Below are 25661 nucleotides of genomic sequence, written 5' to 3'. Positions count from 1 at the left end.
GACGGCCGACGCCCCGGATCACTGAGGAGGCACTACCTTTACCGCCGGTCCCATCCGGATGATCAGGGCCGGCGGCGTCTATGCGGCTACTCCGTAGCGTGCACCACGTCGCGTACCTCGGCGAAGTGGCAGGCGCTCGGGTGGCCGGACTTGTCCCGGACCTCCAGCAGCGGCTCCTGCTCGGCGCAGATGTCCTGCGCCTTCCAGCAGCGGGTCCGGAACCGGCAACCCGACGGCGGGTTGGCCGGGGAGGGCACATCGCCGGTCAGCACGATCTGGTCCCGCTGGCCCCGCAGCTTCGGGTCCGGCACGGGCACCGCCGACAGCAGCGCCTGGGTGTACGGATGGGTCGGCGTCTCGTAGATCTCGTCCTCGGTGCCGACCTCGACGATCTTGCCGAGGTACATCACCGCTACCCGGTCGGCGATGTGCCGGACCACCGACAGGTCGTGGGCGATGAAGATGTACGACAGACCCAGCTCGTTCTGGAGCTTCTCCAGCAGGTTGATCACCTGGGCCTGGATGGAGACGTCAAGCGCCGACACCGGCTCGTCACAGAGGATGATCTCCGGGTTGAGCGCCAGGGCCCGGGCGATGCCGATGCGCTGCCGCTGACCGCCGGAGAACTGGTGCGGGTACCGGTTGATGTGGTCGGGGTTGAGACCGACCAGCTCCAGCAGCTCCTGCACCTTCCGCCGCCGCTGCCCCTTGGGCACCACGTCCGGGTGCACCTCGAACGGCTCGCCGATGATGTCACCGACGGTCATCCGGGGGTTCAGCGAGGTGTACGGGTCCTGCATCACCAGCTGGATGTTGCGCCGGCCCCGCCGCCGCTCCTCGGCACCGACCTTGGCCATGTTCCGGCCCTGCACGAACAGGTCACCGGAGGTCGGCGTCTCCAACCCGACCAGCATCCGGGCCAGGGTCGACTTGCCGCAGCCGGACTCGCCGACGACCCCGAGGGTCTCCCCCCGGCGCAGTTGCAGGTTGACCCCGTCGACCGCCCGAACCGCACCGTACTGCTTCTTGAAGACGATCCCCTGGGTCAGCGGGAAGTGCTTCACCAGGTCGCGGGTCTCCAGCACGAAGTCACTCATCGCCCTTGACCTCCTTCCAGAAGTGGCAGGCCGACGTGCGGCTCGGCGTCACCTGGTACAGCGGCGGCGCCGGGTCCTGGCGGCAGACGTCCTGTGCGTACCGGCAGCGGGGGTTGAAGGCGCAGCCCGGCGGGATGTTGGTCAGCGCCGGGGGCAGGCCCTTGATGGCGCTGAGTTCCTGGCCCTTGAGGTCCAGGCGCGGGATCGACTCCAACAGACCCTTGGTGTACGGGTGGGCCGGGCTGGCGTAGATGTCGTCCACCCCGGCTTCCTCGATGACCCGACCGGCGTACATGACCGAGATCCGGTCCGCCACGTCGGCGACCACCCCCATGTCGTGGGTGATCAGCACCAGGGCCATGTTCCGCTCCTGCTGGAGCTCGGCCAGCAGGGCCATGATCTGGGCCTGGACGGTCACGTCCAACGCGGTGGTCGGCTCGTCGGCGATCAGCACCTCGGGGTCGAGTGCCAGCGCCATCGCGATCATCACGCGCTGGCGCATACCCCCGGAGAACTGGTGGGGGTAGTCGTTCACCCGCTGATTCGCCGCCGGGATCTTGACCAGGTCGAGCAGCTCGACCGCGCGGGCCTTGGCGTCCCGGCGGGACATGCCCCGGTGCTTACGGAACAGCTCGGCGAGCTGGAACCCGACCGTGAAGACCGGGTTCAGCGCGGAGAGGGCGTCCTGGAAGATCATCGCGATCCGGTTGGCCCGGACCCGGCGGCGCTGCGCCTCGGGCAGCTTCAGCAGGTCGACACCCCGGTAGAGGATCTCTCCACCGGTGACGAACCCGGGCGGGGTGTCCAGGATGCCCATGATCGCCTGAGCGGTCACGCTCTTGCCGCAGCCCGACTCGCCGAGGATCGCCCGGGTCTCGCCGGCCCGCACGTCGAAGCTCACTCCGTTGACCGCGTGGGCGATGCCGTTGCGGGTGCGGAACTCCACCTGCAGGTTCTTGACCTCCAGCGGCAGCGCGTTCGGGTCCAGACCCGGCAGCGCGTCCAACTTGACGTTCACATCAGTGCTCATGCCTCACCGGAACTTCGGGTCGAGGGCGTCACGCAGGGCGTCACCCATGAGGATGAAGGACAGCACCGTGCCGACCAGCAGGCCGCAGGGGAAGAGCAGCAGCCACGGATCCTCCAGGAAGTAGACCTGGTGGACCGAGATCATGATGCCCCACGACTGGGCCGGCGGCTGGAGCCCGACACCGAGGAAGGTCAGCGTGGCCTCCGCGGCGACGAACGAGCCGAGCACGATGGTCGCGTACACCAGCATCGGGGCGATCGCGTTCGGCAGGATGTGCCGGAACATCAACCGCGAGTTGCGGGCACCCACGGCCTTAGCCGCGTGTACGTAGTCCAGATCCTTCGCGGAGATCACGCTGCCCCGGATGATCCGGGCGATTGTCGGCCAGGCCAGCAGGAACAGCACCATGGTGATGGTCCAGATGTTCTGCCGCTTGATCACGGTCAGGAACACGATCGCGCCGAGCAGGAACGGCAGCGAGAAGAAGATGTCCATCACCCGGGAGATGATCGTGTCGACCCAGCCGCCGTAGTAGCCGGCCAGCAGACCGAGCAGGCCACCGACGATCACGATGGCGGAGGTCGCCATCACCGCGATCACCATCGAGGGCCGAGCGCCGTAGATGGCGTGCGAGTAGTAGTCGCAACCGAGGATGTCGTACCCGAAGGGGTGCTCCCAGCTAGGCCCGATGCGGGACCGGTCGGTGCTGCAGGCACGCGGATCCTGGCTGGTCCAGAGCCACGGGAAGGCCGCCATCGAGCCGACCACCAGGATGTAGAGGGAGGCGATCACGAAGACCGGGTCGCGGACCAGCTGCCGCCGGGCGTCCGCCCACAGGCTGGCACTGCGCTCCTTGCCACCACCGCCGGTAGTGGCCTCCGTCGTCGGGCCGTCACCCCCGACCGGCGCGCCACCGACGGCCGCACCCGCACTCGTCAGGTCACTCATGTCCACACCTCGTTTCGCTCCAGCCGGAGGCGGTCGGATGCCCCGCGGTCCGCATCGTCACCACGGTTCGGTCACTCATAGCGGATCCTCGGGTCGAGCACGGCGTACAGCAGGTCGACCAGCAGGTTGGCGATCAGGACGACAAGCACCAGCATGGTCACCACACCGACCACGACTGAAGATTCGCCGGTACGGGCGGAGAAGGTCACCAGTCGACCGATGCCGGGAACGTTGAAGATCGTTTCCGTGACGACCGCACCCGCCATCGCCGCACCGATGTCGACGCCGAGGAAGGTGATCACCGGAATCAGCGAGTTGCGCAGCGTGTGCACGCCGATGACCCGCTTGTTCGCCAGGCCCTTGGCCTTGGCGGTCCGGACGTAGTCGGCCCGGATGTTCTCCATGATGCTGGTCCGGGTCAGCCGGGCCGTGGTGGCCAGCGAGACTGCGCCGAGCACCATGCCGGGAATGATCAGGCTGGCGAACGGATAGTCGGCCTTGAAGCCGGGCGTGAAGACACCCGCGGAAATCACGTCGGGAATCCAGTCCTGGCCCCGCAGGACGTTGCCGAACTTGACCCCGACGAATTCCCGCACCACCACGCCGAGCACGAAGATCGGCACCGAGATGAGGAAGACCGTGCTGATCTTCACCATGTAGTCGATGAAACTGCCACCGCGCAGACCGGCAAGCACACCTGCTGCGATACCCACGACCGCCTCGAAGATGATCGCGATCACCAGCAGCTTGAGAGTGAACGGGATGGCGTCGGCCACCAGGTCCGTGACCTCACGCTGACGCAGGTTGATGCCGAAGTCGAAGCGGAAGAAGATGTTGCCCAGGCGGTCGAAGAAAAGACCCGGCTCGTAGCTGGTGCCCAGCCAGCCGTTGCCGTCTGCCGCCACGCGCCAGAGGCAGGGGTCACCCTTGCGGCTCAGGCATGGATCACCGTAACCGAGCCGCTCGGTGAGCGCGTCCAACTGGGCGGGGGAGGGGGTCCGGTCACCGAACATGGCCCGGACCGGGTTCCCGCTGAACTGGATGGCCAGCGAGGTGATGTAGTGAAGCAGGAACATGGTGCCCAGCACGGTGGGGATGAACTGGAGCAACCGTCGAATGACGTAGCGCCCCATCTCGGGGTCTCCTCTCGGCGCTGACGTGGCGGTAACGATCACCCTGGTGAGGTGACCGTTACCGCCACGTCGTATTACGGCTGGGTCAGGAGCCTGAAGCTCAGTTCTACTTCAGAGAGGTCGCTGCGTAGTCCGCGTCGGAAACGGCGTTCCAGACGAACTGGTCGACGTTCTCGCTGTAGAGGGCACCAACCTTGTTGAACCACATCGGGATGACCGGCAGGTCCTCACCGATCAGGTCCTCCGCCTTCTGGTAGGACGGGATCGCGGCCTGGATCGAGTCGGCCGAGTCACCCTCCTTCATCGCGGCGTCGAACGCGGGGTTGCTGTAGGTCGAGTTGTTGCTGCCCGAACCCGTGCCGTAGAGCGGGTAGAGGAAGGTCTCCATGAACGGGTAGTCCGGGCCCCAGCCGAGCCGGAATCCACCGGTGAACTTCTTCTGGTCCGCGGTCTCGAGGTACTCGGCGAACTGCAGGTTGACCTTCAGCTCGTAGTCGATGCCCAGGGCGTCCTTGATCTGGTCACCAACGGCCTGCAGCCACTGGTCGTGACCGGCACCGGCGTTGGCCCACAGGATCAGCTTCTCACCGGCCGGCCAGCCGCCAGCCTCGGCGAGCAGCTGCTTGGCCTTCTCGACGTCCTTGGTGCAGTACTTGCAGACGTCGGCGCGGGCACCCTCGAAGGTCGGGGCGACGAAGCCGGTGGCCGGGGTGAACCGGCCGTCGAAGACGGCGTCGATGATCGACTGGCGGTCGATCGACAGCGAGAGCGCCTGACGGATCCGCTTGTCCTTGAAGTTGTCCTGGTACAGCGGCATACCGACGTAGGTGAAGCTGTCACCCGGCTGCTCGTACATGCGGTCGTTGTAGGTGGCCTTGGCCTCCTTGTAACGGGCCGGCGGCACGGTGTACATCACGTCCAGCTCGCCGGCCTGGAAGGCGGCGTAACCGGCGTCGACGTCGGCGAAGATCTTGTACTCGATGCGGTCCGGCTTGCCGGGCTCACCCTTCCAGGTGTCGCTGCGAACCACGTTGATCGCAACGTTGTGCTGCCAGTTGCCGTCCATCTTGTACGGGCCGTTACCGATCGGCTTCTCGTTGCAGGCCGCGATGTCGGCGACGCACGCCTCGGCCATCGGGAAGAAGCCCGGGTAGCCGATGGTGGTCGGGAAGCCGGAGAACGGGGCCTCCAGCTCGACGGTGAAGGTCAGGTCGTCGACCTTCTTGAGGCCGGAGAGCTCCTTGGCCTTCGGCTCCGGGGCCTTCTGCGGGCCGTCGCCGTCCGGGTCCACGGACTGGACGTCCTTGATCCCGGCGATGCGCTTCATGAAGTAGCCGTTGTTCTGGGTGTTCGGGCTGTAGGCCGCGAAGTTCCAGGAACGGATGAAGGCGTCGGCGTTGACCGGCTCGCCGTTGTCGAAGGTGTAGCCGCTCTTGATCTTGATGGTCCAGAGCTTCTGGTCATCCGACTCGACCGACTCGGCCAGGTCCATCTCGACCGCGGAGGTCTGGGCGTTGTACTTCACCAGACCGCGGAAAAGCGAACGGATCACATACAGCGACGGCTCGTCGTCACCACCGGAGGGCGTCAGGAACGCCGGCTCCGCGTTGTAGACGCGCAACGTGCCGCCGGTCGAGCCGGCGTTGTCGTTGTCGTTGTCGCTACTGCCGCCGCAGGCGGTAGCCAACATGGCGGTGGCGGTCGCCGCGACCGCCACCTTCAGGAATTTCCCGCGCATGGGAGTGCCTCCTCAGGGCGCTCGGCTCACGAGGGGGTTGTGAGGTGCCTGCCACTGTGACACCCGATGCGCCCAAGCCGGAAGGCGTGTTATCAACCCGATACCCGCCCGGGACGGTGCCGACATCCACCTGGAGTCGAATTCGCGCCACCCCGGATGCATGGTATGACCTGCCCGTCAACGGGTTTTCACGCCCGAATGGACGATTGGCAGAGGGGCGTTGATGATCTCTGTGACGGCGAGAAATCAGAACGTGAATCCAGCCACTCGTAGCCAGATGCTACCCGAAAGTAGGAGTCAAGTTCCAGACGTGCAGACACGTTGATCATCCGGGTGATCGATTCGCCGACCCCGACGATCGGTTAGACCAGTCGGCGGTCCGCCGCCCATCGGGACAACTCGTACCGGTTGGACATCTGGAGCTTGCGCAACACGTTGGAAACATGGGTCTCCACCGTCTTGATCGAGATGAAGAGCTCCCGGGCGATCTCCTTGTACGCGTACCCCCGGGCCAGCAGTCGCAACACCTCGCGCTCGCGGTTGGTCAGCTGGTCCAGTTCGGGGTCCGCGACCGGGGCGTCCGGGCGGGCGGCGAAGGCGTCCAGCACGAAGCCGGCCAGCCGTGGGCTGAACACCGCGTCCCCGTCGGCCACCCGGCGGATCGCCGCGGCCAGCTCGTCCGGGGAGATGGTCTTGGTCACGTAGCCCCGGGCACCGGCCCGGATCAGCCCGATCACGTCCTCGGCGGCGTCGGAGACGCTGAGGGCCAGGAACCGCACCTGGGGATGGCTGCGCCGCATCGCCTCCAGCACCGCCCGGCCCCCACCGTCGGGCATGTGTACGTCCAGCAGCACGACATCGGGTCCGGTGGCGGCGATCCGGCTGACCGCCTCGGCCACCGTGCTCGCCTCGCCGACCACCTCCACGTGCGCGCCCAGCTCGGCGCGTACGCCGGCCCGGAACATCGCGTGGTCGTCGACCAGGAACACCCGCAGCCGCTCAGGGCGGGCCTCGGCCGCCTCGGCCGGTTGCCTCGACTGCTCAGCCATCATCTGGTCCTCTCCGCAGTGGCCGACTCCCGGGTGATCGGCAAGATCAGCCGGACCTCGGTCCCCTCCCCAGGCCGGGAGCGGATCTCCGCCCGGCCGCCGTGCCGCTTCATCCGTCCGATGATGGAACCTCGGACCCCGTGCCGGTGATCCTCCACGGTATCCGGATCGAACCCGGCACCCCGGTCCCGGACGAAGACGCTGACCTGGTCGGGTTCCACCTCGGCGTACAGCGAGACGGTCTGCACCCCGGCGTGCCGGGCGGCGTTCACCAGGGCCTCGCGGGCGGCGGCGACCAGCGCGCCGACCCGCTCGTCGGTCTCCCGGTCGCCGACCACCACCGCCTCGACGGTGATCGCGAAGGTGTCCTCGACCTCGGCCGCCGCCTGCTCCAGGGCGGCCGCGAACCGCTCCGTCGGTGATCCGGTGGGCTTGTAGAGCCAGTTGCGCAGGGATCGCTCCTGGCCCCGGGCCAGGCGCTGCACCATCTTGACGTCGCTGGCGTTGCGCTGGATCAACGCCAGGGTGTGCAGCACCTGGTCGTGCACCATGGCCGCCAACTCGGCCCGCTCCTGCTCACGGATGCGCCCCTCCCGCTCCGAGCGGAGCTGGTTCCAGGTCCGCCAGAGCACCGGGGCGGCCACCACTCCCACCCCGGCCAGCCCGACCAGCGCGAAGATGACCCCGTTGACGACCGCGTCCATGTTCTGCGCCGGGGAGTACACCGCGGCGACCCCGATGATGCCGACCGCCACCAGCACCCCGCCGCCGACGAAGCGCAGCACGAAGGCCCGCCGGTCGCTCTCCTCCACCACCGCGCTGAGCCAGGGCACCGGCATCGAGTCGCCCCACTGGCGCCGCCGCTCCGGCCCGGACTGGTGCCAGATCACCCCGGCGCCGACCGCGATGATCGCCACCAGCCAGCCCGCCGTACCGGCCGCGCCCACCGAGTCGAAGACCATCACCTGGATCAGCAGGACCCCGAGCCCGATCGCCACGAACGGCAACAGTTGGGCGATGTCTCGACGGGGTGGCACCGCGGTGTCACCGGGGCGCAGCGGGACCACGGCCCAGAAGGCGGCGTACAGCAGCAGACCCAGACCGCTGAGCCCTAGCAGCACCATGAAGGCGATCCGGACCCGCAGCACCGGGACCCCGAGGTGCTCGGCGATGCCGGCGGCCACCCCGGCGGCCATCCGGTTCTCCGGGGCGCGGTAGAGGCGGGGTGGCTGACTCACGGCACTGATCACGGGCTCCCTGGGCAGGATCTTTGCCGGATGCGGTCGGGCTCCGGCCCAGGTTGATCGTCACATGCAGAACGGCCGGCCGACCACGGGGAGGCCCCGGAGATTGGGTGGCGTCGGATCTCAGGGTGGGGTCAGGGTCGCCTCCTGAGGCGCTCGGGCCCCCGGCGTCGCAGGATCGAGATATGACCGACGACCCTGCGCAGCCGCACCGACCGGAGCCGACGGAAGCCGAGGCGACCTCGCCGACCCCGTCCGCATCCTCGGCCGCGCCCGCATCGCCGGGCTCGGCCGGGGACGACACGGCAGCGCCGGGCACCCACCAGATGCCCACCACGGCCTCCGAGGCCCCGACCGCACCCCTTTCGCCCGCACCCTCCGCCGGACCCGGGCCGACCAGCCCGCCACCGTACGACCCGAGCGCCGTCCCACCGCCCGGCGGCCGCTGGGGCGGTCCCCCGCACGACCCGACCGCCGTACCGCCTCCCGGTGGCGGCTGGGGCGGGCCGACCGCCAGCGCGCCCCCTCCCGCGGGTGGTGCCGGCGGGCCCTTCGGAGGGGCCGGCTTCACCTCCCGGTACGGGCTGGTCCGCCCCCGCGACGGCCGGTACCTGGCCGGGGTCTGCGCGGCCATCGGCCGAGCCACCAACACCGATCCGGTGCTCTGGCGGGTGCTGCTGGCGGTGCTCGGCTTCTTCGGTGGCGTCGGAATCCTGGTCTACGTAGCCGCCTGGTTGATCATCCCAGGCGAGGGGGACACCGCCTCCCCGGTCGAGTCGATGCTGGGCCGGGGCAGATCCAGCATGTCCCCGGTCACCGTGATCGTGCTCAGCATCCTGGTCGCGGTGGCCTTCGGCTACATCGTCACGGACGCGTTCCGGGCGGTGCTGCTCGGCGCGGCCATCCTGGTCGGTGGGGCGTTGCTGCTCAACCGTCAGCAACAGCGGCGGCAGCCCGCACCGGGCCCCTCGACCACCCCCCCGAATCCGCCACCGGCCTTCACCCCGCCGGTCAGCCACCCCACCCCGAACCCCTACCCGCCGCCGTACGCCGGCAGCCCGCAGACCACCGCCTACCCGCAGTACGCGACGGTCCCTCCCGCCCCACGACCGGAAGAACCCGCCGTGCATCCCTCCCCCGCGCCCCCCTGGTCGACGGCGAGCAACCCGCTGACCCAGCCCGCGGTGACCCCGCCGCCGACGTACCGTCCCCCCTTCGCCCCGCACGGCCCGTACGCGACGCGGACCATGCCCCCACCTCCCCCGCAGCCGAGGCCCAAGCCACCGAAGAAGCCTCGGGAACGCTCCGCCCTCGGCGCGGTGACCTTCTCGCTGATCTTCGTGGCGCTGGGTCTGGTGGGCGTACTCGATCTGCTGGACATCTTCCGGATCGGCGCCTCGGCCTACTTCGCGGCGGCGCTCACCGTGATCGGCCTGGGCCTGCTCGTGGGCGCCTGGTTCGGGCGGGCCCGCTGGCTGATCGCCCTGGGTCTGGTGACCGCAGCCGCCCTTGGGGTGGCCACCATCGCGGAGTCGTACGAGCGGGCCAATGGTCTCGGCGCCTCGGTCGTCTGGGCCCCGGCCAGCCACGACGATCTGGCCCTGCGGTACGAGCAGAGCTTCTCCGACGCCGTGCTGGACCTGCGGACGGTGGATTTCGACAAGCGGGCGACCGAGATCACCGTGGTCATCAACTTCGGTCAGGCCACCGTGCTGCTGCCCCCGAACGTGGACGTGACCGCGGTGACCGAGGTCACCGCCGGTGACGCGAACATCCTCGGTGACCAACGCGGCTGGTCCAGGGACGACCAGCGCCGGGAGGTCGTCGACCTGGGTCCAGACGGACCGGGCGGCGGCAAGCTCCGCCTCAACCTGCACGTCAACGCCGGACACATGGAGGTGACCCGATGAGGGCACACCGTACCGACCTGGTGTCGTTCGTCTTCGGGCTGCTCTTCCTGGCGCTCGCCGCGTGGTGGCTGCTCGCCCAGGTGCTCGGGCTGGTCCTGCCGCCGGTGGGCTGGTTCCTGGCCGGCGGGCTGATCCTGATCGGCCTGCTGGGTCTGCTCGGTGCCCTGCGCTCCACCAAACAGGCCGACCAACCGGAGCAGCCCGGCCAGACGGAGCAGCCCGGCCCGGCGGCCGAGGGGTACGGGGGGCCGCCGGCGGCGGCCGATCCGGATCTGCGCGGCGAGGAGGACCACACCCTGAACCTGACCGAGGAGGATCGGACCCTGCTGACCGGGGAGGACCGCACCCTCGATCTGATCGGCGAGGAGCCACCCGCGCCACAGCGGCGAGGCCCGGCTGCCTGACCATGCGGCAGCGGCGCCACGCCGCCTATGCTGGCCGGTGTGCTCCCGCCTTCCGGCCGGCCCACGTCGCGGGGCATCCCGCGCGGGTCACCGGTTCGCGCGGGCCGCTCGCGGCCGGGCCGATCGTGCCGCCGGGCGGTGATCTCGCGTCAGTCGCCTCTATCCCGTCAGGAGCCCGTTGCAGATGACCCAGTTCCCCGGCGTGCGTGCCGCCGGCCGGTCCGGCCCGGTCCGCCTCGGCGAGCGTGCCGCCCGCACCCTCGTCGCCGAGCTAGCCCGGATCAACGACCCCAAGGCCGCACTGCTGGTAGGTGCGGCGCCGGAGTCCGCGGTGCTGGCCGCGGCCATTGAAGCCCTGCTGCCTGGCGACACCCTGACCGTGGTGCCGGCCGAGTCGGTCAGCCCCGCGGCGCTGCGTGAGCACGTCACCGCCCAGGGGCGTTGGGTAGCCGACCGGGTCCGGGTGGTGGACAGCCTGGCCGAGGCCGAACCGGCCGCGGTGGTGGTGGCCGGAGAGGCCTTGGCCGGCACGGCCGAAGAGGCCCGCGCCACCATCGAGAGCCTGACCAAGTACCTGACCGACGGGGCGGTGCTCAGCGTGGCGACCGCGGTCGGGCGGACCGCCGGTGCGGCCACCGAGATGGAGCGCCAGGGTGCGCTGCACGGCGTCGGGGTCGACCTGGTGCTGCGCAATGCGGAGCCGGTACGGGTCTACCGACTCCGGTTCACCCCGGCGGACTCCGCCGCGGCGGAGCGGCTCGCCCCCGCCTACCGCCCGTCGAGCGTGCCGCTGACCCGGGGCATGCACATCGACTCCAACGGGGTGGCCGCCGCCGGCATCGCCCTGGGTCTGGCCGCCGTCACCCGGCTGACTCGGCCGAAGTCCAAGCTCTGGCTGGTTCCCGCGCTCGCCGCCGCGCCGGTGGCCGCCTTCTTCCGGGACCCGGAGCGGGAGGTGCCGGAGGACCCCTCGGCGGTGGTGGCCGCGGCCGACGGCAAGGTCCTGTCGGTGCAGCGGCTGCACGACGAACGCTTCGGCGACGGCGAGTTCCTGCGGATCGCGGTCTTCCTGTCCGTGCTCGACGTGCATGTCAACCGCTCCCCGGTGGCCGGCAAGGTGGTGGACTACTTCGTCGCCGACGGGGGCTTCGTCAACGCGATGAAGCCGGACGCGGAGCACAACGTGGCCGCGTACACCGTGCTGGACACCGTGCACGGCCCAGTCGTGGTGGCGCAGCGGACCGGTCTGATCGCCCGGCGGATCGTGCAGCGGGCACCGGTGGGCACCCTGCTGGCGCGGGGCGAGCGGTTCGGGCTGATCCGGTTCGGCTCCCGTACGGACGTCTACCTGCCGGTGGAGGCCGCGGACCCGGTGGTCGGGCCCGGCGACAAGGTGGTCGGCGGATCCACCGTCATCGCCCGCTGGCGCTGATCGGAGAGACGAGAAAGGGCGCCGCGGTCGACCGCGGCGCCCTTTTCGTCGGTACGGAGATCAGATGGTGCGGCGCTGGTGCAGCCAGAGCACCGGCCCGCTGATCAGGTAGCCGATCACGATCAGGCCGAAGGTCAGCCGGACGTCGATCAGGGCACCGATCACCGGAGCCAGCCAGACCCACGGCGGCAGTTTGACCAGCCGGGCGAGCTTGGCGTACGGGAAGCTGCTGACCATGGTGAAGGCGAGCAGGGCCACCCCGGCGATCTGCACCGCGCCGGGCACCGGCAGGCCGATCACCACCATCAGGGCGAGCACTGCCGCCGCCATCGTGGTGGGTACCCCGCTGAAGAAGCGGCCGTCCTGGGGCGAGACGTTAAACCGGGCCAGCCGGATCGCCGCGCAGGCCGCGACGAGGGCGGCGGCCACTCCGGCGGCCGCGGTCGGCACCTCACCGGCCAGCGAGGCGTAGACCACGACGGGCGCGGCCAGGCCGAAGGAGCACATGTCGGCCAGCGAGTCCATCTGGGCGCCGAAGGGGCTGGAGACGCCGAGCTTGCGGGCCAGCGCCCCGTCCAGGCCGTCGAAGGCGACACAGGCGATGAGCAGCAGGGCGGCGAGTCGTACGTTCCCGCCCATGGCGACGAAGATCGCGTTGATGCCCAGCACCAGGCTGGCCAGGGTGCAGGCGTTGACCAGGGCGAACTTCACCCGACGCGCCATTGTCCGCTCACCGGGCAGCAGCGCGCCCGGGACGGTTGTCGCCTCGCCCCCTGTCAGGGTCTCGACCGGGGCGGCCGGGGCGATCGCTTCGATCCGGGTCCGGTGGAACCGCTTCAGGCCGTAACGACGGCGGGGACGGTCCGAATACCGGGGCTCGGGCAGGGCATCGGCCGCGCCGTGCAGCTCGCCATCGCGGCGGCCGACGCGGACCAGCAGGACCTGACGGGCCAGGCTACCGCTGCGGCGCAGGGGGCCCGTCCAGTTTCGCCCTGCGGGACGCGGGCTGTCAGTAGTACGACGCCGGCGCCATGGGGCTCTCGGCACGCTTCCTCCATCACCGGATCAGCTGGCCGCCCGTACGGGGCGGGTGTCCGGCTGTCTCGTGCCGGACCTTTCTGGCCCGGCAGCCCATTTTGCGGAGTACACCATCGCATAGGCGAGTGGGGATTGGCGATAGCTGCCGGTCTCGCTCATATCTCCCCCAACCGCGCGAACCAGGCAGTTGTTCCTATCTAGGGCTTCATCGCCCGTTTTCCTTCCTCAGCCCTTCCTCCGACTGTACCGGAGATCGTCATCGGGGGCCGCCGAGCGGGCGCCGGGACCCCGGCGGCGCGACTCATCGGGCACCCGCCAGAGCCTCGGCGGCGATCTCCGTCAGCGGGAGTCCGCGCAGCTCGGAAGGGGTGAACCAGGCGGCGCGGGCGGTGGAGCCACCGGCCAGCTCGGTCACCGCCGGCTCGGTCGGGCGGTCGACCACCACCCGGTAGACGACCCGGATGCCGTGCCAGTCGATCGGGTATCCCTCCGGACCCAGCGCGGCGGGATTGTGCAGATTGTCCACCCCGATGAGCTCGCTCACTCGACCCAGTTGGCCGGATTCCTCCACCAGTTCCCGTAGCAGGGCGCTCACCGGCTGCTCACCATGATCCGTACCGCCACCCGGCAGGTGCCACCGTCCGGCCCCCGGATAGCCCTCCGCGATCAACGCCAGCAGCACCCGCCCGGCCGGGTCGGTCACCAACCCGTACGCCCCGAAGCGCTGCCGTCGGGCGGCCTGGGGTGCGGCGAAGGGCTCCTGTCGACGCAGCGCCCCGGAGGGCAGGGGTACGACCGGCAGGGCCAGCGCCTCGGCGGTGAACGGCAGCAGCGGCAACCCGGCCGCCTCCCGCGGCGTCAACCAGCGCGCCAGATCGGTAGTGCCGTCCCGTTCGGCGCGCAGCGTGCCACCCACGGCCGTCAGCTCGAACAGCACCCGATCGGTGTGCAGGGCGACCCCCAGGTCGGGGTACGGCACCACGTCGGCGACCACCGCCCGCAACCCGGCCACCTCGACGGCCAGTCCGGTCTCCTCGGCCACCTCGCGCAGTACCGCCTGCGCCGGGTGCTCGGCATGCTCCAGCCCACCGCCCGGCAGCGACCACACGCCTGGGAAGTCGGCCCGCTCGGAGCCCCGGACCAGCAGCACCCGCCCCTCGGGGTCGCGCAGCACGCCGTACGCCCCCACCCGCCGCATCTGCTCCACACCGACTCCCGCCCGCACGACCACCTCCGGCCGCCCGGCCGTCGTCGGTCATCTGCCGTCACCCGTCGTGACGTGCCCCGACAATAACTTCATGATCGTGTGGGCCGGGCGGGGAGTGGTGGGTCGGGTCAGGTCAGGCGGGCGGCCTGGACGGCTTCCGCGGTCACCTCGGTGAGACGGTCGGTGGGCAGGGCACCGAGTTCCTCGCGGGCGAACCAGCGAGCCTCACAGGTGGAGCCGCCGACGTCGGCGACCGTGGGGGGCGCCGGCTTGTCGACGACCACCCGGTAGAAGGCGCGTACCCCGTGCCAGTCGATCGGGTAGCCCTCCGGACCCAGGGAAGCCGCGTCCCGGTGACTGGCCACCCCCAGCAGCCCGACCAGGCGCCCGGTCTGCCCGGTCTCCTCGACCAGTTCCCGGATCAGGGCGGCACCCGGCTGCTCGCCGTAGTCCGTGCCGCCCCCCGGCAGATGCCAGCAACCCGCGCCCGGGTAGCCGTCCGAGACCCGGGTCAGCAGCACCCGGTCGTCCGGATCGGTGACCACCGCGTACGCGGCGAAGCGCTGCGCCCGGTGCAGACCGTCCGGGCCCGGTACGGCGTAGAAGGAGGGGAACTCCGGCGGCTCGTCGGGCACGATGTCCGCCGAGGAGGTCGGCAACCCCAGGGCCCGGGCGGTGAACGAGCGCAGGGGCAGCTGCCGGGCCTCCTCGCGGGTGAACCAGCGGGCCAGATCGGTCGGCCGGTCGACCCGGTCGGTCAGCGAACCACCCCGGACCGAGACCTGGTAGACCAGCCGGTCGGTGTGGATGGTGATGCCGCGTTCGGGCAGCGCCCGCATGTCGGCGAGGACGTCGTGAAGGCCGGCGACGGAGACCGACAGACCGGTCTCGGCGGCGGTCTCGCGCACGACGGTGTGCTTGGGATCCTCGCCGTGGTCGACCGCCCCGCCGGGCAGGGACCACGTACCAGGTGTGCCGGAGCGCTCGGAAGCACGGACCAGCAACACTCGGTCTACCGAATCAGTACAGACTGCATATGCCGCGATCCTGCGAAGCGGCTCCAGCATGGTGGTCACGGGGGGAAATTCTCCCTCCGGCCCGTTAAGGCTGCGGAAAAGAGTCGGATTCCTGACTGATTACTTACCCCTGAGGGGCAAGTCAGGGTATTGATCCGGGCGGTCACCGAGGTCGATGCGCCCCGAGGCGGGGACCGTGGAGGCATGACTTCCACACCCCAGGCCCCGTACAAGCAACTCCGCCGCCCGAAGACCGACCGGATGGTCGCCGGGGTGGCCAGCGGCCTAGGCCGCTACTTCGCGGTAGACCCGAACCTGGTCCGGGTCGTCTTCGCGGTCGCCACCCTGCTCACCGGCGGGATCGCCGCCCTGACGTACCCGATCATGTGGTTCCTGATGCCGGAGGAGCCGGTCAGCGCGCCGGCCTGGCCGCACCCGGCGGGCCCTGCGCCCCAGGGTCCAGCCGGTGGCCCGGCGTACCCTGCCGGACCGGCGGGTCCGCACCCGGCGTGGCCCTTCCCCGCCCCCGGCGCACCGGCGCCGCAGTCCGGCCCGGTGACCCCGACACCCCAGTCCGGGCCGGTGACGCCGGAGCCGCAGCCGCGGACCGCGCCTCAGCCGCCGGTGTGAGCCGGCCTCACTCCCACTCGATGGTGCCCGGCGGCTTGCTGGTCACGTCCAGGACCACCCGGTTCACCTCGGCTACCTCGTTGGTGATCCGGGTGGAGATCCGGGCGATGACGTCGTAGGGCAGCCGGGACCAGTCCGCCGTCATGGCGTCCTCGCTGGAGACCGGACGCAGCACCACGGGGTGACCGTAGGTACGCCCGTCGCCCTGCACCCCCACACTGCGGACATCGGCCAGCAGCACCACCGGGAACTGCCACACGTCCCGGTCCAGGCCGGCGGCGCTCAGCTCCTGCCGGGCGATGAAGTCGGCCCGGCGTAGCACGTCCAGGCGCTCCTGGTCGACCGCGCCGATGATCCGGATGGCCAGGCCGGGGCCCGGGAAGGGGTGCCGCCAGACCATCGCCTCGGGCAGGCCGAGTTGCAGACCGAGGGCACGGACCTCGTCCTTGAACAGCGTGCGCAGCGGCTCTACCAGGGCGAACTTCAGGTCCTCCGGCAGCCCGCCGACGTTGTGGTGGCTCTTGATGTTGGCGGTGCCGGTGCCGCCGCCGGACTCGACCACGTCCGGGTAGAGGGTGCCCTGCACCAGGAACTCGACGTCACCGTGCGAGGCGATCTCCCGGGCGGCGGCCTCGAAGACCCGGATGAACTCCCGGCCGATGATCTTGCGCTTCTGCTCCGGGTCGGTCACCCCGGCCAGTGCGCCGAGGAACCGGTCGGCCGCGTCGACCACCTTCAGCTTGATGCCGGTGGCCGCCACGTAGTCCTTCTCCACCTGCTCGGCCTCACCGGCCCGCAGCAGACCGTGGTCGACGAAGACGCAGGTGAGCTGGTCGCCGACGGCCCGGTGCACCAGGGCGGCGGCGACTGCGGAGTCCACCCCGCCGCTGAGGCCGCAGATGACCTCCTTGTCACCGACCTGGGCGCGGATCCGGGCCACCTGCTCGTCGATGATGTTCTCCGGGGTCCAGGCGGGCTCGATCCCGGCGATCTCGTACAGGAAGCGGGTCAGCATCTCCTGCCCGTACGCGGTGTGCCCCACCTCGGGGTGGAACTGCACACCGGCCCGACGCCCGGCCAGATCCTCGAAGGCGGCGACCGGCGCACCGGCAGACTCGGCGGTCACCGTGAAGCCCTCCGGGGCCTCGGTGACACAGTCGCCGTGGCTCATCCAGACCGGCAGGTCGGCCGGCAGGTCGCGGAGCAGCACCCCCGGGTCGAGCAGGCGGGGACGCAGCGGGGTGCCGCCGTACTCCCGGTTGCCGGTGCGCGCCACCGTGCCGCCCAGGGCCCGGGCCATCGCCTGGAAGCCGTAGCAGATGCCGAAGACCGGCACCCCCGCCGTGAACAGCCCGCTGTCGACCTGCGGGGCCTCGGGCGCGTAGACGCTGGCCGGGCCGCCGGACAGGATGATCGCGGCCGGGTCCTTGGCCAGCATCTCGGCCACCGGCATGGAGTGCGGCACGATCTCGGAGTAGACCTTGGCCTCACGCACCCGACGGGCGATCAGCTGGGCGTACTGGGCACCGAAGTCGACCACCAGGACAGGACGCGGCAGGCTCATGTGCAGCAAGCCTACCCACCGTCACCCCCTCCCCCACCCCCACCCCACCTTCCGCTCACTCCCCGCCCTCACCCGCTCCCCGCCCCGCCCTCGCCCCACCCTCGCCCCGCTGATCTTGCACTTTTCGTCGGGGCGAAAGGTGTATAAGCCGCGTATCAGCGACCAAAAGTGCAAGATCTGCGCGGAGATCAAGGGGCGCGGGGCCAGGGGGTGCGGGAGGGTGCGGGGGTCAGGGGGTGGGGGGTAGGGGGCGGTAGGGGGTGCCTAGTGGGGGGCGGGGGTCGGGGGTGTTCTTGGGGGGCCAGAGGGACATGGCGCGTTCGGCCTGGGCGGTGATGGTGAGGGAGGGGTTGACGCCCAGGTTGGCGGAGACGGCGGCGCCGTCGACGACATGCAGGCCGGGGTGGCCGTAGACCCGGTGGTACGGGTCGATGACCCCCTCCTCCGGGGTGGCGCCGATCACCGCCCCGCCGAGGATGTGGGCGGTCATCGGGATGTCGAAGGGCTCGGTAAGCGCACCGCCGGGGGTACCCCCGATCTCCTCGGCCAGCAGTCGGGCCGCCCGGTTGCCGACCGGGATCCAGGTCGGGTTGGGCTCGCCGTGGCCGGGGGCGGCGACCAGGCGGGGACCCCACAGGCCGCGCCGCAGCCGGGTGGTCAGTGAGTTGTCGGCCGACTGCATCACCAGGGCGATCACCGTACGGGTGGACCAGTTCCGCACCGACAGGGTCCGGGCGGTCTGCCCGGGGTGCCGCAGCAGTTGACCCAGCCAGCGGCGTACCCGGTGTGGCCCGCCGTCGACCAGCAGGGACTGGAGCAGGCCCATCGCGTTGGAGCCCCGGCCGTAGCGGACCGGCTCGATGTGGGTCTGTGGGTCGGGGTGGAAGGAGCTGGTGATGGCCACCCCCTCGGTGTAGTCGACTCCGCTGGCGCGGGCCTGGCGTTGGGACACCGAGGCGCCGAGGATGGCCTCCGAGTTGGTACGGGTCAACTCCCCCAGCCGAGGCGACAGCCGGGGCAGGGCGCCCCGCTCCCGCATCTCGTGCAGCAGGCGTTGGGTGCCCAGGGCACCGGCGGCGAAGATCACCTGGTCGGCGTGGATCACTTGCCGACGCTTGCGCAGCCAGGCGCCGGTGCGTTCGGTGTGCACCGCGTACCCGTCGCCGGAAGGGCGCACGGCGGTCACCGTGGTCAGCGGGTGCACCTGGACCCCGAGCCGTTCGGCCAGCCACAGGTAGTTCTTGACCAGGGTGTTCTTCGCACCGTACCGGCAGCCGGTCATGCAGCCACCACAGTTGGTGCAGCCGGTACGCTCCGGCCCGGCACCCCCGAAGTAGGGGTCGGCGACCCGCTCCCCGGGCCGCCCGATGTACACCCCGACCGGGGTGGGGTGGAAGGTGTCCCCCACCCCCATCCGGTCGGCCACCCGCCGCATCGCCCGGTCCGCGGGGGTGACGAAGGGGTACGTGGTGACCCCGAGCATCCGTTTCGCCTGCGCGAAGTGCGGGGCCAGTTCGGCCCGCCAGTCGGTGATGTCCCGCCACTGGGGGTCGTCGTAGAAGGCGTCCAGGGGTTCGTACAGGGTGTTGGCGTACACCAGCGAACCGCCGCCGACCCCGGACCCGGACAGCACCAGCACCCCGCCCCCGGCGCGGCGGTCGGCCGCCCGCAGCAGGGTGAGCCGTTGCAGGCCGAAGCAGCCCAGTTTCGGGGCCCAGAGAAACCTGCGCAGTTGCCAGGAGGTCTTCGGGAACTCGTCGTCGGCGAACCGGCGGCCCGCCTCCAGGACCCCGACCGTGTAGCCCTTCTCGGCCAGCCGAAGCGCGGCGACGCTACCACCGAAGCCCGACCCGATGACGACCACGTCGTACCGCATACGGGCATCATTACTCTCGGGTAGCTCTCGCGCCAGCAGCAATGTGGGCGGCATCATGCTGCCCAGCCAGATCGGCAGGCCCGGCGGGCGTGGGTCACGGCTGGATCGAGGCCGGGCCGGCTGCGCCGATTCGAAGGCAACCCTGAGCCCACCTCACGGCGTTGGATCGACAGTTGTTCAAAAGGAGGCGGGGGAGATGGGGCTCGGAGACGACCGGAGACGGCTGACCCTGGTGCTGGCCGCTCTGGTCACGGTGGCGGTGGTGGCCGTCGGTGCGGTGGTCATCACCCGGACCGTCGGCACCGACCGGAGCACACCGACCGCCGCGCCGTCCGGCTCCGGGTCGCCCGAGGTGCCACCTAGCCCGAGCCCGAGCGCCCCGCCGCCGGGCGCCGACATCACCGGCCCGCTCAACCTGCTGCTGGTCGGCATCGACACCCGGGTCAGCGTGCCGGGTTGGGAGCCGCACGCCGACGCGGTGCTAGTCCTGCACGTACCGGCGGGGTTGTCCCGGGCGTACCTCTTCTCCCTCCCCCGCGACCTGGTGGTGGACATCCCGGCCTTCGAGCCGGCGGGCTACCGGGGCGGGCGGACGAAGCTGACCAACGCGATGAGTTACGGCAGTCGGGTCCCGGACCGGCCGAAGGAACCCGACCCCGCCCAGGGGTACGAGTTGCTCAGCCAGGTGGTCAGCGAGTACACCGGGTTGCGCCTGGATGCCGGGGCGGTGCTCACCTTCGGCGGGTTCGACAAGTTGGTGGACAGCCTCGGCGGGGTCGACATCACCGTCGAGCAGCGGGTGGTCTCGCGGCATCGTCAGCCGGACGGCAAGCACCGCTCCCCCGGCCCCGGGGTGGGCGGGTACGTGGGGCCGCGGATGGTCTACGAGCCCGGGGACCGGCACCTCAACGGCTGGCAGGCGCTGGACTACGCCCGCCAGCGTTACCTGCCCGGTGGTGACTACACCCGGCAACGCCACCAGCAGCAGTTGATCCGGTCGCTGGTCGGCAAGATCCTCGACACCGACCTGGCCCGGCAACCGGAGCAGGTCGAACAGGTGGTGACGGCCCTCGGCGAGATGCTGCTCTATGTCGGGGGGCGGCGGATCGTGGAGTTCGCGTACGCCCTGGGTGGGTTGTCTCCCGAGGCGCTGACCCTGGTCACCCTGCCCGGGGCGGCGGTCGGTCGGGGCAACGCCTACCGGGGCGAGGAACTGACCGCTACCGGCCGTCGATTCCTCACCGAGTTGCGGGCCGGCCGGGTCGACGAGTTCCTCGCCGAGCACCCGAAGCTGGTGGTGCCCCGATAGCCGGTCAGGGCGGGGCGGCGGGTCAGGGCAGTGGCGGTGGGGTGGTTCCGGACAACCAGGCGTCGAAGAACGAGCCCAACTGACGCCCGGAGATCCGCTCGGCCAGGGCGATGAAGTCCTGAGTGGTGGCGGTGCGGTCCCGCCGCTCACTGGTCCAGGTCCGCAGGATCTGGAAGAAGACCTCGTCACCGACGGTACGCCGAAGCGCGTGCACGACCACCGGACCCCGCCGGTAGACGGCGGTGCTGAACATCTGGTCCAGGCCGGGATCCAGGGCCGGTTGGGACCAGTTCGTCCATTCGTACTGCTGCTCGAAGGCGCGCTGGGCGCTGGGCCCGCCGTCGTGTTCGGTCCAGAGCCACTCGGCGTAGCTGGCGAAGCCCTCGTTGAGCCAGATGTCGCTCCACCGGTTCAGGGCCACACTGTTGCCGAACCACTGGTGGGCCACCTCGTGGACGACCACGGTGTAGTTGGGTTGGCCGCTGCGGAAGAAGCCCGGCCCGTAGACCGGCCGGGACTGGGTCTCCAGCGCGTACCCGATCCTCGGGTCGGCCACCGCCACCCCGCCGTACGACTCGAAGGGGTACGGCCCGAAGAGATCGGCCAGGAAGTCGGCGATCTCCCCGGTACGCGACAGGGTCCGGGCCTGCGGACCGGTGGCCGGCACAGCGGCGGGTACGGCGGTGACCATCGGCTTGCCGTCGTGGGTGGCGACATTCAGCCGGTAGTCGCCGATCACCAGAGTGGTCAGGTAGCTGGCCATCGGTGACCGTTCCGCCCAGCGCCAGGTCGTCCACCCGTCGGCCGTGGTCCGCTCCCCCGGTACCCCGTTGCTCAGCGCGGCCAGCCCCTGGGGAACGGTCACCTCGATGTCGTAGGTCGCCTTGTCGGAGGGGTGGTCGTTGACCGGAAACCAGGTCGCCGCCGAGTGCGGCTGCCCCAGGGCGATCGCCCCGTCGTCGGTGTGGTGGAAGCCGCTGCCGCCCAGCACCCCGTCCGTGACCGCCTGGGGCACCCCGGCGTAGCCCACCTCGACGGTGAAGCGGCCGAGGTTCTTCAGCTTCCGGCTCGGGGTGACGATCAACTCCCCGTCGTCCTGCCGGTACTCGGCCGGGTCACCGTCCACAGTGACCTTGTCGGCCTGAAGACCGGTCAGGTCCAGATTGAACCGGGACAGGTTCTGGGTGGCGGTCGCCGTGACGACGGCCACCCCGGTCAGTCGGTCCTCGGCCGGGTCGTAGCGCACCTTCAGCCGGTAGTGCTCCACGTCGTAGCCGCCGTTGCCGCTGCCCGGCGCGTACGGATCGGCCAGGTCCACACTGCCCGGCCGGAACCCGTCGTCACTGTCCCCGGTGCAACCGACCAGGACAACGGCAGCCATCACCGCAGCCGCCGCCGTCCGCACCCCCCGCCCAACCACCCGATTCAACCCGGTCACTCGCCGAGCCTACCGTCGCCAGCCACGCCGATCATGCACTTACGGTCACGGCGAACCATCACGAACCACCACGAACCGGCGACCAGAAGTGCATGATCGACGGGGCGCGGGGGCGCGGGGGCGCGGGGGCTCGGGGAGGGGGCGCGGGGTGGGGTGGGGTTTAGCGGTCCAGGACCAGGCCTACTTTTTGGAATTCCTTGAGGTCGCGGTAGCCGCACTTGGCCATGGCTCGGCGGAGGCCGCCGAAGAGGTTGAGTTGGCCGTCGGGCTCGTCGGCCGGGCCGAAGAGGAGACGTTCCATCGAGCCGATGGAACCACCGGCGGTCTCGAAGGCGCCCCGGGGCAGGGAGGGGTGGCTGGCCGCCGAGTGCCACCAGGCACCGCCGGCCGGGGCCTCGTCGCAGAGCGACAGGGGCTCGCCGAGCATCACCGCGTCCGCCCCGCAGCCGAGGGCCTTGGCGATGTCCCCGGAGGTACGGATGTCCCCGTCGGCGATCAGGTGCACGTACCGGCCGCCGGTCTCGTCCAGGTAGTCCCGCCGGGCGGCGGCGGCGTCGGCGATGGCGGTCGCCATCGGCACCCGAATGCCGAGCACCGACTCGGTGGTGGACCACTCGTCGCCACCGATGCCGATGATCACACCGGCCGCGCCGGTACGCATCAGGTGCAGGGCGGTCTTGTAGTCCGTGCAGCCGCCGACGATGACCGGCAGGTCCAGGTCGGCGATGAACTCCTTGAGGTTCAGCGGCTCGTCCGTGGTCGAGACATGCTCGGCCGAGACGATGGTGCCCTGGATGACCAGGATGTCCACCCCGGCGTCGAGGATGACCGGAGCCAGGGCCAGGGTGTGCTGCGGGGAGACCCGGACCGCCACCGTGCCGCCGCCGGCACGCAGCTCCCGAACCCGCTCGGTGATCAGATCGGGCCGGATCGGCTCGGCGTACACCTCCTGGAGCCGCTTGGTGGCGCGGGCGTCCTCGTCCAGGCCGGCCAGCTCCTCCAGCACCTTGCTGGGGTTCTCGTACCGGGTCCACAGCCCCTCGACGTTGAGCACCCCGAGGCCACCGAGCTGACCCAGGCGTACCGCCGAGGCCGGGCTCATGGTCGCGTCCGAGGGGTGCCCCACGCAGGGGATGCCGAACTGGTACGCGTCCAACTGCCAGCCGGTGGAGACGTCGTCCACGTCCCGGGTACGACGGCTCGGCACGATGGCGATGTCGTCAAGGTGGTAGCCGCGCTGCGCGGTCTTGCCCATCCCGATCTCGACCACGTCACGCATGGGGGCTCCAGTTTTCAACGAAAGGGGTGTCAGCGGGTGTGGTAGTTCGGTGCCTCGACGGTCATCTGGATGTCGTGCGGGTGGCTCTCCTTGAGCCCGGCCGCGGTGATCCGGATCAACTGGCCACGCTGGTGCAGCTCGCTGATGCTCTCCGCGCCCGCGTACCCCATCGCCAGCCGCAGCCCACCGACCAGCTGGTGGGCCATCCGGGACAGCGGCCCACGGTAGGGCACCTGGCCCTCGACACCCTCCGGGACCAGCTTCTCGTCGCTGGTCACGTCCTGCTGGAAGTAGCGGTCCTTGGAGTACGACTTGGCCTGCCCACGCGACTGCATCGCGCCGAGCGAACCCATCCCCCGGTACGCCTTGAACTGCTTGCCGTTGACGAAGATCAGCTCACCGGGGCTCTCCTCGCAGCCGGCCAGCAGGCTGCCGAGCATCACCGTGTCGGCCCCGGCGACCAGGGCCTTGGCGATGTCGCCGGAGTACTGGATGCCACCGTCGCCGATCACCGGCACCCCGGCCGGACGGGCCGCCCGGGCGGCCTCCATGATCGCGGTGATCTGCGGCACCCCGACACCGGCCACGATCCGGGTGGTGCAGATGGCACCCGGACCCACGCCCACCTTCACCCCGTCGGCGCCGGCGTCCACGAGGGCCTTGGCCCCGGAGTAGGTGGCCACGTTGCCGCCGACGATGTCGATGGCCACGTCCTTCTTCAGCCGGGCGACCATCTCCAGCACGGCCCGCTGGTGGCCGTGGGCGGTGTCCACGATCAGCACGTCGACCCCGGCATCGACGAGCGCCCGGGCCCGCTTGTAGGCGTCCTCGCCGACCCCGATCGCCGCGGCCACCCGCAGTCGGCCGGCGTCGTCCTTGGTGGCGTTCGGGTACTGCTCGCTCTTGGTGAAGTCCTTGACGGTGATCAGCCCGCGCAGCTTGCCGGCCCCGTCGACGATCGGCAGCTTCTCGACCTTGTGCTGGCGCAGCAGGCCCAGGGCCTCGTCCTTGCTGACCCCTACCGGGGCGGTGACCAGGGGGGACCGGGTCATGATGTCGCGGACCGGGGTGGCCGGGTCGGAGACGAACCGCATGTCGCGGTTGGTGACGATGCCGACGAGTTGCCCCTCGGCGTCCACCACCGGGACCCCGGAGATCCGGTAACGCCCGCAGAGCTGGTCCACCTCACGCAGGGTGTCGTCCGGGCTGGCGGTCACCGGGTTGGTGATCATGCCCGACTCGGAGCGCTTCACCAGGTCGACCTGGAGCGCCTGATCCTCCACGGAGAGGTTGCGGTGCAGCACACCGATGCCGCCCTGGCGGGCCATCGCGATCGCCATCCGGGCCTCGGTCACCGTGTCCATCGCGCTGGACAGCAGCGGGATGGAGAGGGTGACGTTGCGGGTCAGCCGGGTGACCGTGTTCACCCGGCTGGGCACCACGTCCGACTCGCCGGGCTGCAGCAGCACGTCGTCGAAGGTCAGCCCCAAGGGCACCACCCGGGCCGAGCCCGCGGGCAGCTCGGGCAGATGGCCGCCCAGCTCGCCAGCATCGGCGCTGGCGGAAAGGTGGGTCTGGGGCGAAATCTCCACGATTGCTCTCCTGAGCTGCTCGAACGGGCTGCAGTGAGGTGGCTTGGCGGCACCGGCTACTGCCGGGCAGGAAGGCGTCGCCCCCATCGTACCTAGTGGCTCCGGTGGCACCCGCGTCTGGCGGTCCACCCGGCGAGGCAACGCCTTCAGCCTGGCTTGCGCGAAGGGGGACGGGCATCGGCGGGTGCTTAGGTCTACGGTGAGGGGGTGCAAGACGAGCCCATCGACCCCTTCACCGGTGATCCCGCCGATCCGGCAGCCGGGTTGGACGACCCTGACCGCGACTCCGCGATCGACCCGCTGACCGACGTCGAACGCCAGGACGTGCTGGAAGACCTCGCCGATCTGGAGATCTACCAGGCACTGCTCGCGCCGATCGGGGTACGCGGACTCGTCATCGAGTGCGAGGACTGCCGGGAGCCGCACTACTTCGACTGGGACCTGCTGCGGGGCAACCTGCGGCACCTGCTCAGCTCCGGGCGGCCCCGGGTGCACGAACCGGCCTTCGACCCCGATCCGGACCACTACGTCACCTGGGACTACGCGCGCGGCTACGCCGACGGGGTGCACGACACCCTGAGCGAGGGCACCGAGGACGAAGCCACCTCCCGAGACTGACCAGCCCACCGCGCGTCCCCCGCCGTACACCCGGCCGCCGCATGGCCGCCCGGAAGGCAAAAGCCCGACCGGCGTACGCCCGGCTTGCCGCCTCATGCCCGGCGGACCG

Annotated in this window: 20 protein-coding genes and 1 pseudogene; 6 read left to right on the top strand and 15 right to left on the bottom strand. The window is 70.5% G+C overall.

Annotated features, from left to right (window positions below):
• Positions 1-86 precede the first annotated feature (86 nt).
• From OIE53_RS26255 to OIE53_RS26225, 7 genes are all read right to left on the bottom strand, one after another.
• Positions 87-1097, bottom strand: coding sequence for an ABC transporter ATP-binding protein (locus OIE53_RS26255; protein WP_327024117.1), 1011 nt, complete (start codon positions 1095-1097; stop codon positions 87-89).
• Complete coding sequence (locus tag OIE53_RS26250; protein WP_327024116.1) at positions 1090-2127, bottom strand: ABC transporter ATP-binding protein; 1038 nt, start codon at positions 2125-2127, stop codon at positions 1090-1092. Before OIE53_RS26250 ends, OIE53_RS26255 begins: the two co-directional genes overlap by 8 nt.
• Before the next feature lie 3 nt (positions 2128-2130).
• Positions 2131-3075 (bottom strand): ABC transporter permease, encoded by a 945-nt coding sequence (locus tag OIE53_RS26245; RefSeq protein ID WP_327024115.1) that lies wholly within the window; start codon positions 3073-3075, stop codon positions 2131-2133.
• A gap of 71 nt (positions 3076-3146) precedes the next feature.
• On the bottom strand, positions 3147-4208 hold the full coding sequence (locus tag OIE53_RS26240; protein WP_327024114.1) for an ABC transporter permease: 1062 nt from the start codon (positions 4206-4208) through the stop codon (positions 3147-3149).
• A gap of 106 nt (positions 4209-4314) precedes the next feature.
• Positions 4315-5946, bottom strand: coding sequence for a peptide ABC transporter substrate-binding protein (locus OIE53_RS26235; protein WP_327024113.1), 1632 nt, complete (start codon positions 5944-5946; stop codon positions 4315-4317).
• 362 nt (positions 5947-6308) lie between these two features.
• Complete coding sequence (locus OIE53_RS26230; RefSeq protein ID WP_393340597.1) at positions 6309-6995, bottom strand: response regulator; 687 nt, start codon at positions 6993-6995, stop codon at positions 6309-6311.
• Entirely contained in the window at positions 6995-8233 is a 1239-nt protein-coding gene (locus tag OIE53_RS26225) for a PspC domain-containing protein (protein ID WP_393340599.1), read from the bottom strand. Before OIE53_RS26225 ends, OIE53_RS26230 begins: the two co-directional genes overlap by 1 nt.
• Before the next feature lie 191 nt (positions 8234-8424).
• Here OIE53_RS26225 and OIE53_RS26220 point away from each other — a divergent pair, with 191 nt between their 5' ends.
• The 3 genes and pseudogenes from OIE53_RS26220 (at position 8425) to OIE53_RS26210 (ending at position 11985) form a co-directional block, all read left to right on the top strand.
• Positions 8425-10149: a PspC domain-containing protein gene (locus tag OIE53_RS26220; RefSeq protein ID WP_327024111.1), complete on the top strand. Its 1725-nt coding sequence runs from the start codon at positions 8425-8427 to the stop codon at positions 10147-10149.
• Positions 10146-10394, top strand: a pseudogene (locus tag OIE53_RS26215) (hypothetical protein); the annotation flags it as partial. The gene OIE53_RS26220 and the pseudogene OIE53_RS26215, both read left to right, overlap by 4 nt.
• A gap of 343 nt (positions 10395-10737) precedes the next feature.
• Complete coding sequence (locus OIE53_RS26210) at positions 10738-11985, top strand: phosphatidylserine decarboxylase (RefSeq protein ID WP_327024110.1); 1248 nt, start codon at positions 10738-10740, stop codon at positions 11983-11985.
• A gap of 60 nt (positions 11986-12045) precedes the next feature.
• On the opposite strand, the gene OIE53_RS26205 is transcribed toward OIE53_RS26210, so the two are convergent.
• The 3 genes from OIE53_RS26205 to OIE53_RS26195 form a co-directional block, all read right to left on the bottom strand.
• A complete protein-coding gene (locus OIE53_RS26205) occupies positions 12046-12957 on the bottom strand; it encodes a CDP-alcohol phosphatidyltransferase family protein (protein ID WP_327027423.1) in 912 nt (303 codons plus the stop codon).
• 367 nt (positions 12958-13324) lie between these two features.
• The gene (locus tag OIE53_RS26200) at positions 13325-14230 is read right to left on the bottom strand and encodes an NUDIX hydrolase (protein WP_327024109.1); all 906 of its coding nucleotides are present in this window, start codon (positions 14228-14230) and stop codon (positions 13325-13327) included.
• Between the two features lie 128 nt (positions 14231-14358).
• Positions 14359-15306, bottom strand: coding sequence for an NUDIX hydrolase (locus OIE53_RS26195; RefSeq protein WP_327024108.1), 948 nt, complete (start codon positions 15304-15306; stop codon positions 14359-14361).
• Positions 15307-15450: 144 nt separating this feature from the next.
• Here OIE53_RS26195 and OIE53_RS26190 point away from each other — a divergent pair, with 144 nt between their 5' ends.
• A complete protein-coding gene (locus OIE53_RS26190; protein WP_327024107.1) occupies positions 15451-15876 on the top strand; it encodes a PspC domain-containing protein in 426 nt (141 codons plus the stop codon).
• 7 nt (positions 15877-15883) lie between these two features.
• Here OIE53_RS26190 and guaA read toward each other — a convergent pair whose 3' ends face one another.
• The gene (gene guaA, locus OIE53_RS26185) at positions 15884-17440 is read right to left on the bottom strand and encodes a glutamine-hydrolyzing GMP synthase (protein WP_327024106.1); all 1557 of its coding nucleotides are present in this window, start codon (positions 17438-17440) and stop codon (positions 15884-15886) included.
• 229 nt (positions 17441-17669) lie between these two features.
• The gene (locus OIE53_RS26180; protein ID WP_327024105.1) at positions 17670-19316 is read right to left on the bottom strand and encodes a GMC family oxidoreductase; all 1647 of its coding nucleotides are present in this window, start codon (positions 19314-19316) and stop codon (positions 17670-17672) included.
• Positions 19317-19512: 196 nt separating this feature from the next.
• Here OIE53_RS26180 and OIE53_RS26175 point away from each other — a divergent pair, with 196 nt between their 5' ends.
• Positions 19513-20625: an LCP family protein gene (locus OIE53_RS26175; protein ID WP_327024104.1), complete on the top strand. Its 1113-nt coding sequence runs from the start codon at positions 19513-19515 to the stop codon at positions 20623-20625.
• A 22-nt stretch (positions 20626-20647) separates the two neighbouring features.
• Here OIE53_RS26175 and OIE53_RS26170 read toward each other — a convergent pair whose 3' ends face one another.
• The 3 genes from OIE53_RS26170 to guaB form a co-directional block, all read right to left on the bottom strand.
• Complete coding sequence (locus OIE53_RS26170; RefSeq protein WP_327027422.1) at positions 20648-22006, bottom strand: M1 family metallopeptidase; 1359 nt, start codon at positions 22004-22006, stop codon at positions 20648-20650.
• Between the two features lie 217 nt (positions 22007-22223).
• Positions 22224-23342, bottom strand: a complete 1119-nt coding sequence (locus tag OIE53_RS26165) for a GuaB3 family IMP dehydrogenase-related protein (protein WP_327024103.1) — start codon at positions 23340-23342, stop codon at positions 22224-22226.
• 29 nt (positions 23343-23371) lie between these two features.
• Positions 23372-24934 carry an IMP dehydrogenase gene (gene guaB / locus OIE53_RS26160; RefSeq protein WP_327024102.1) on the bottom strand — a complete coding sequence of 521 codons (1563 nt, stop codon included), beginning with the start codon at positions 24932-24934 and terminating at the stop codon, positions 23372-23374.
• 207 nt (positions 24935-25141) lie between these two features.
• On the opposite strand from guaB, the gene OIE53_RS26155 reads away from it, so the two are divergent.
• Complete coding sequence (locus OIE53_RS26155; protein WP_327024101.1) at positions 25142-25552, top strand: DUF5319 domain-containing protein; 411 nt, start codon at positions 25142-25144, stop codon at positions 25550-25552.
• Positions 25553-25661: the final 109 nt, after the last annotated feature.

The organism is Micromonospora sp. NBC_01739, assembly GCF_035920385.1.
GTDB lineage: Bacteria > Actinomycetota > Actinomycetes > Mycobacteriales > Micromonosporaceae > Micromonospora.
The sequence above is the reverse complement of the archived record's forward strand: the minus strand, read 5'-3'. Positions and strand labels throughout refer to the sequence as shown.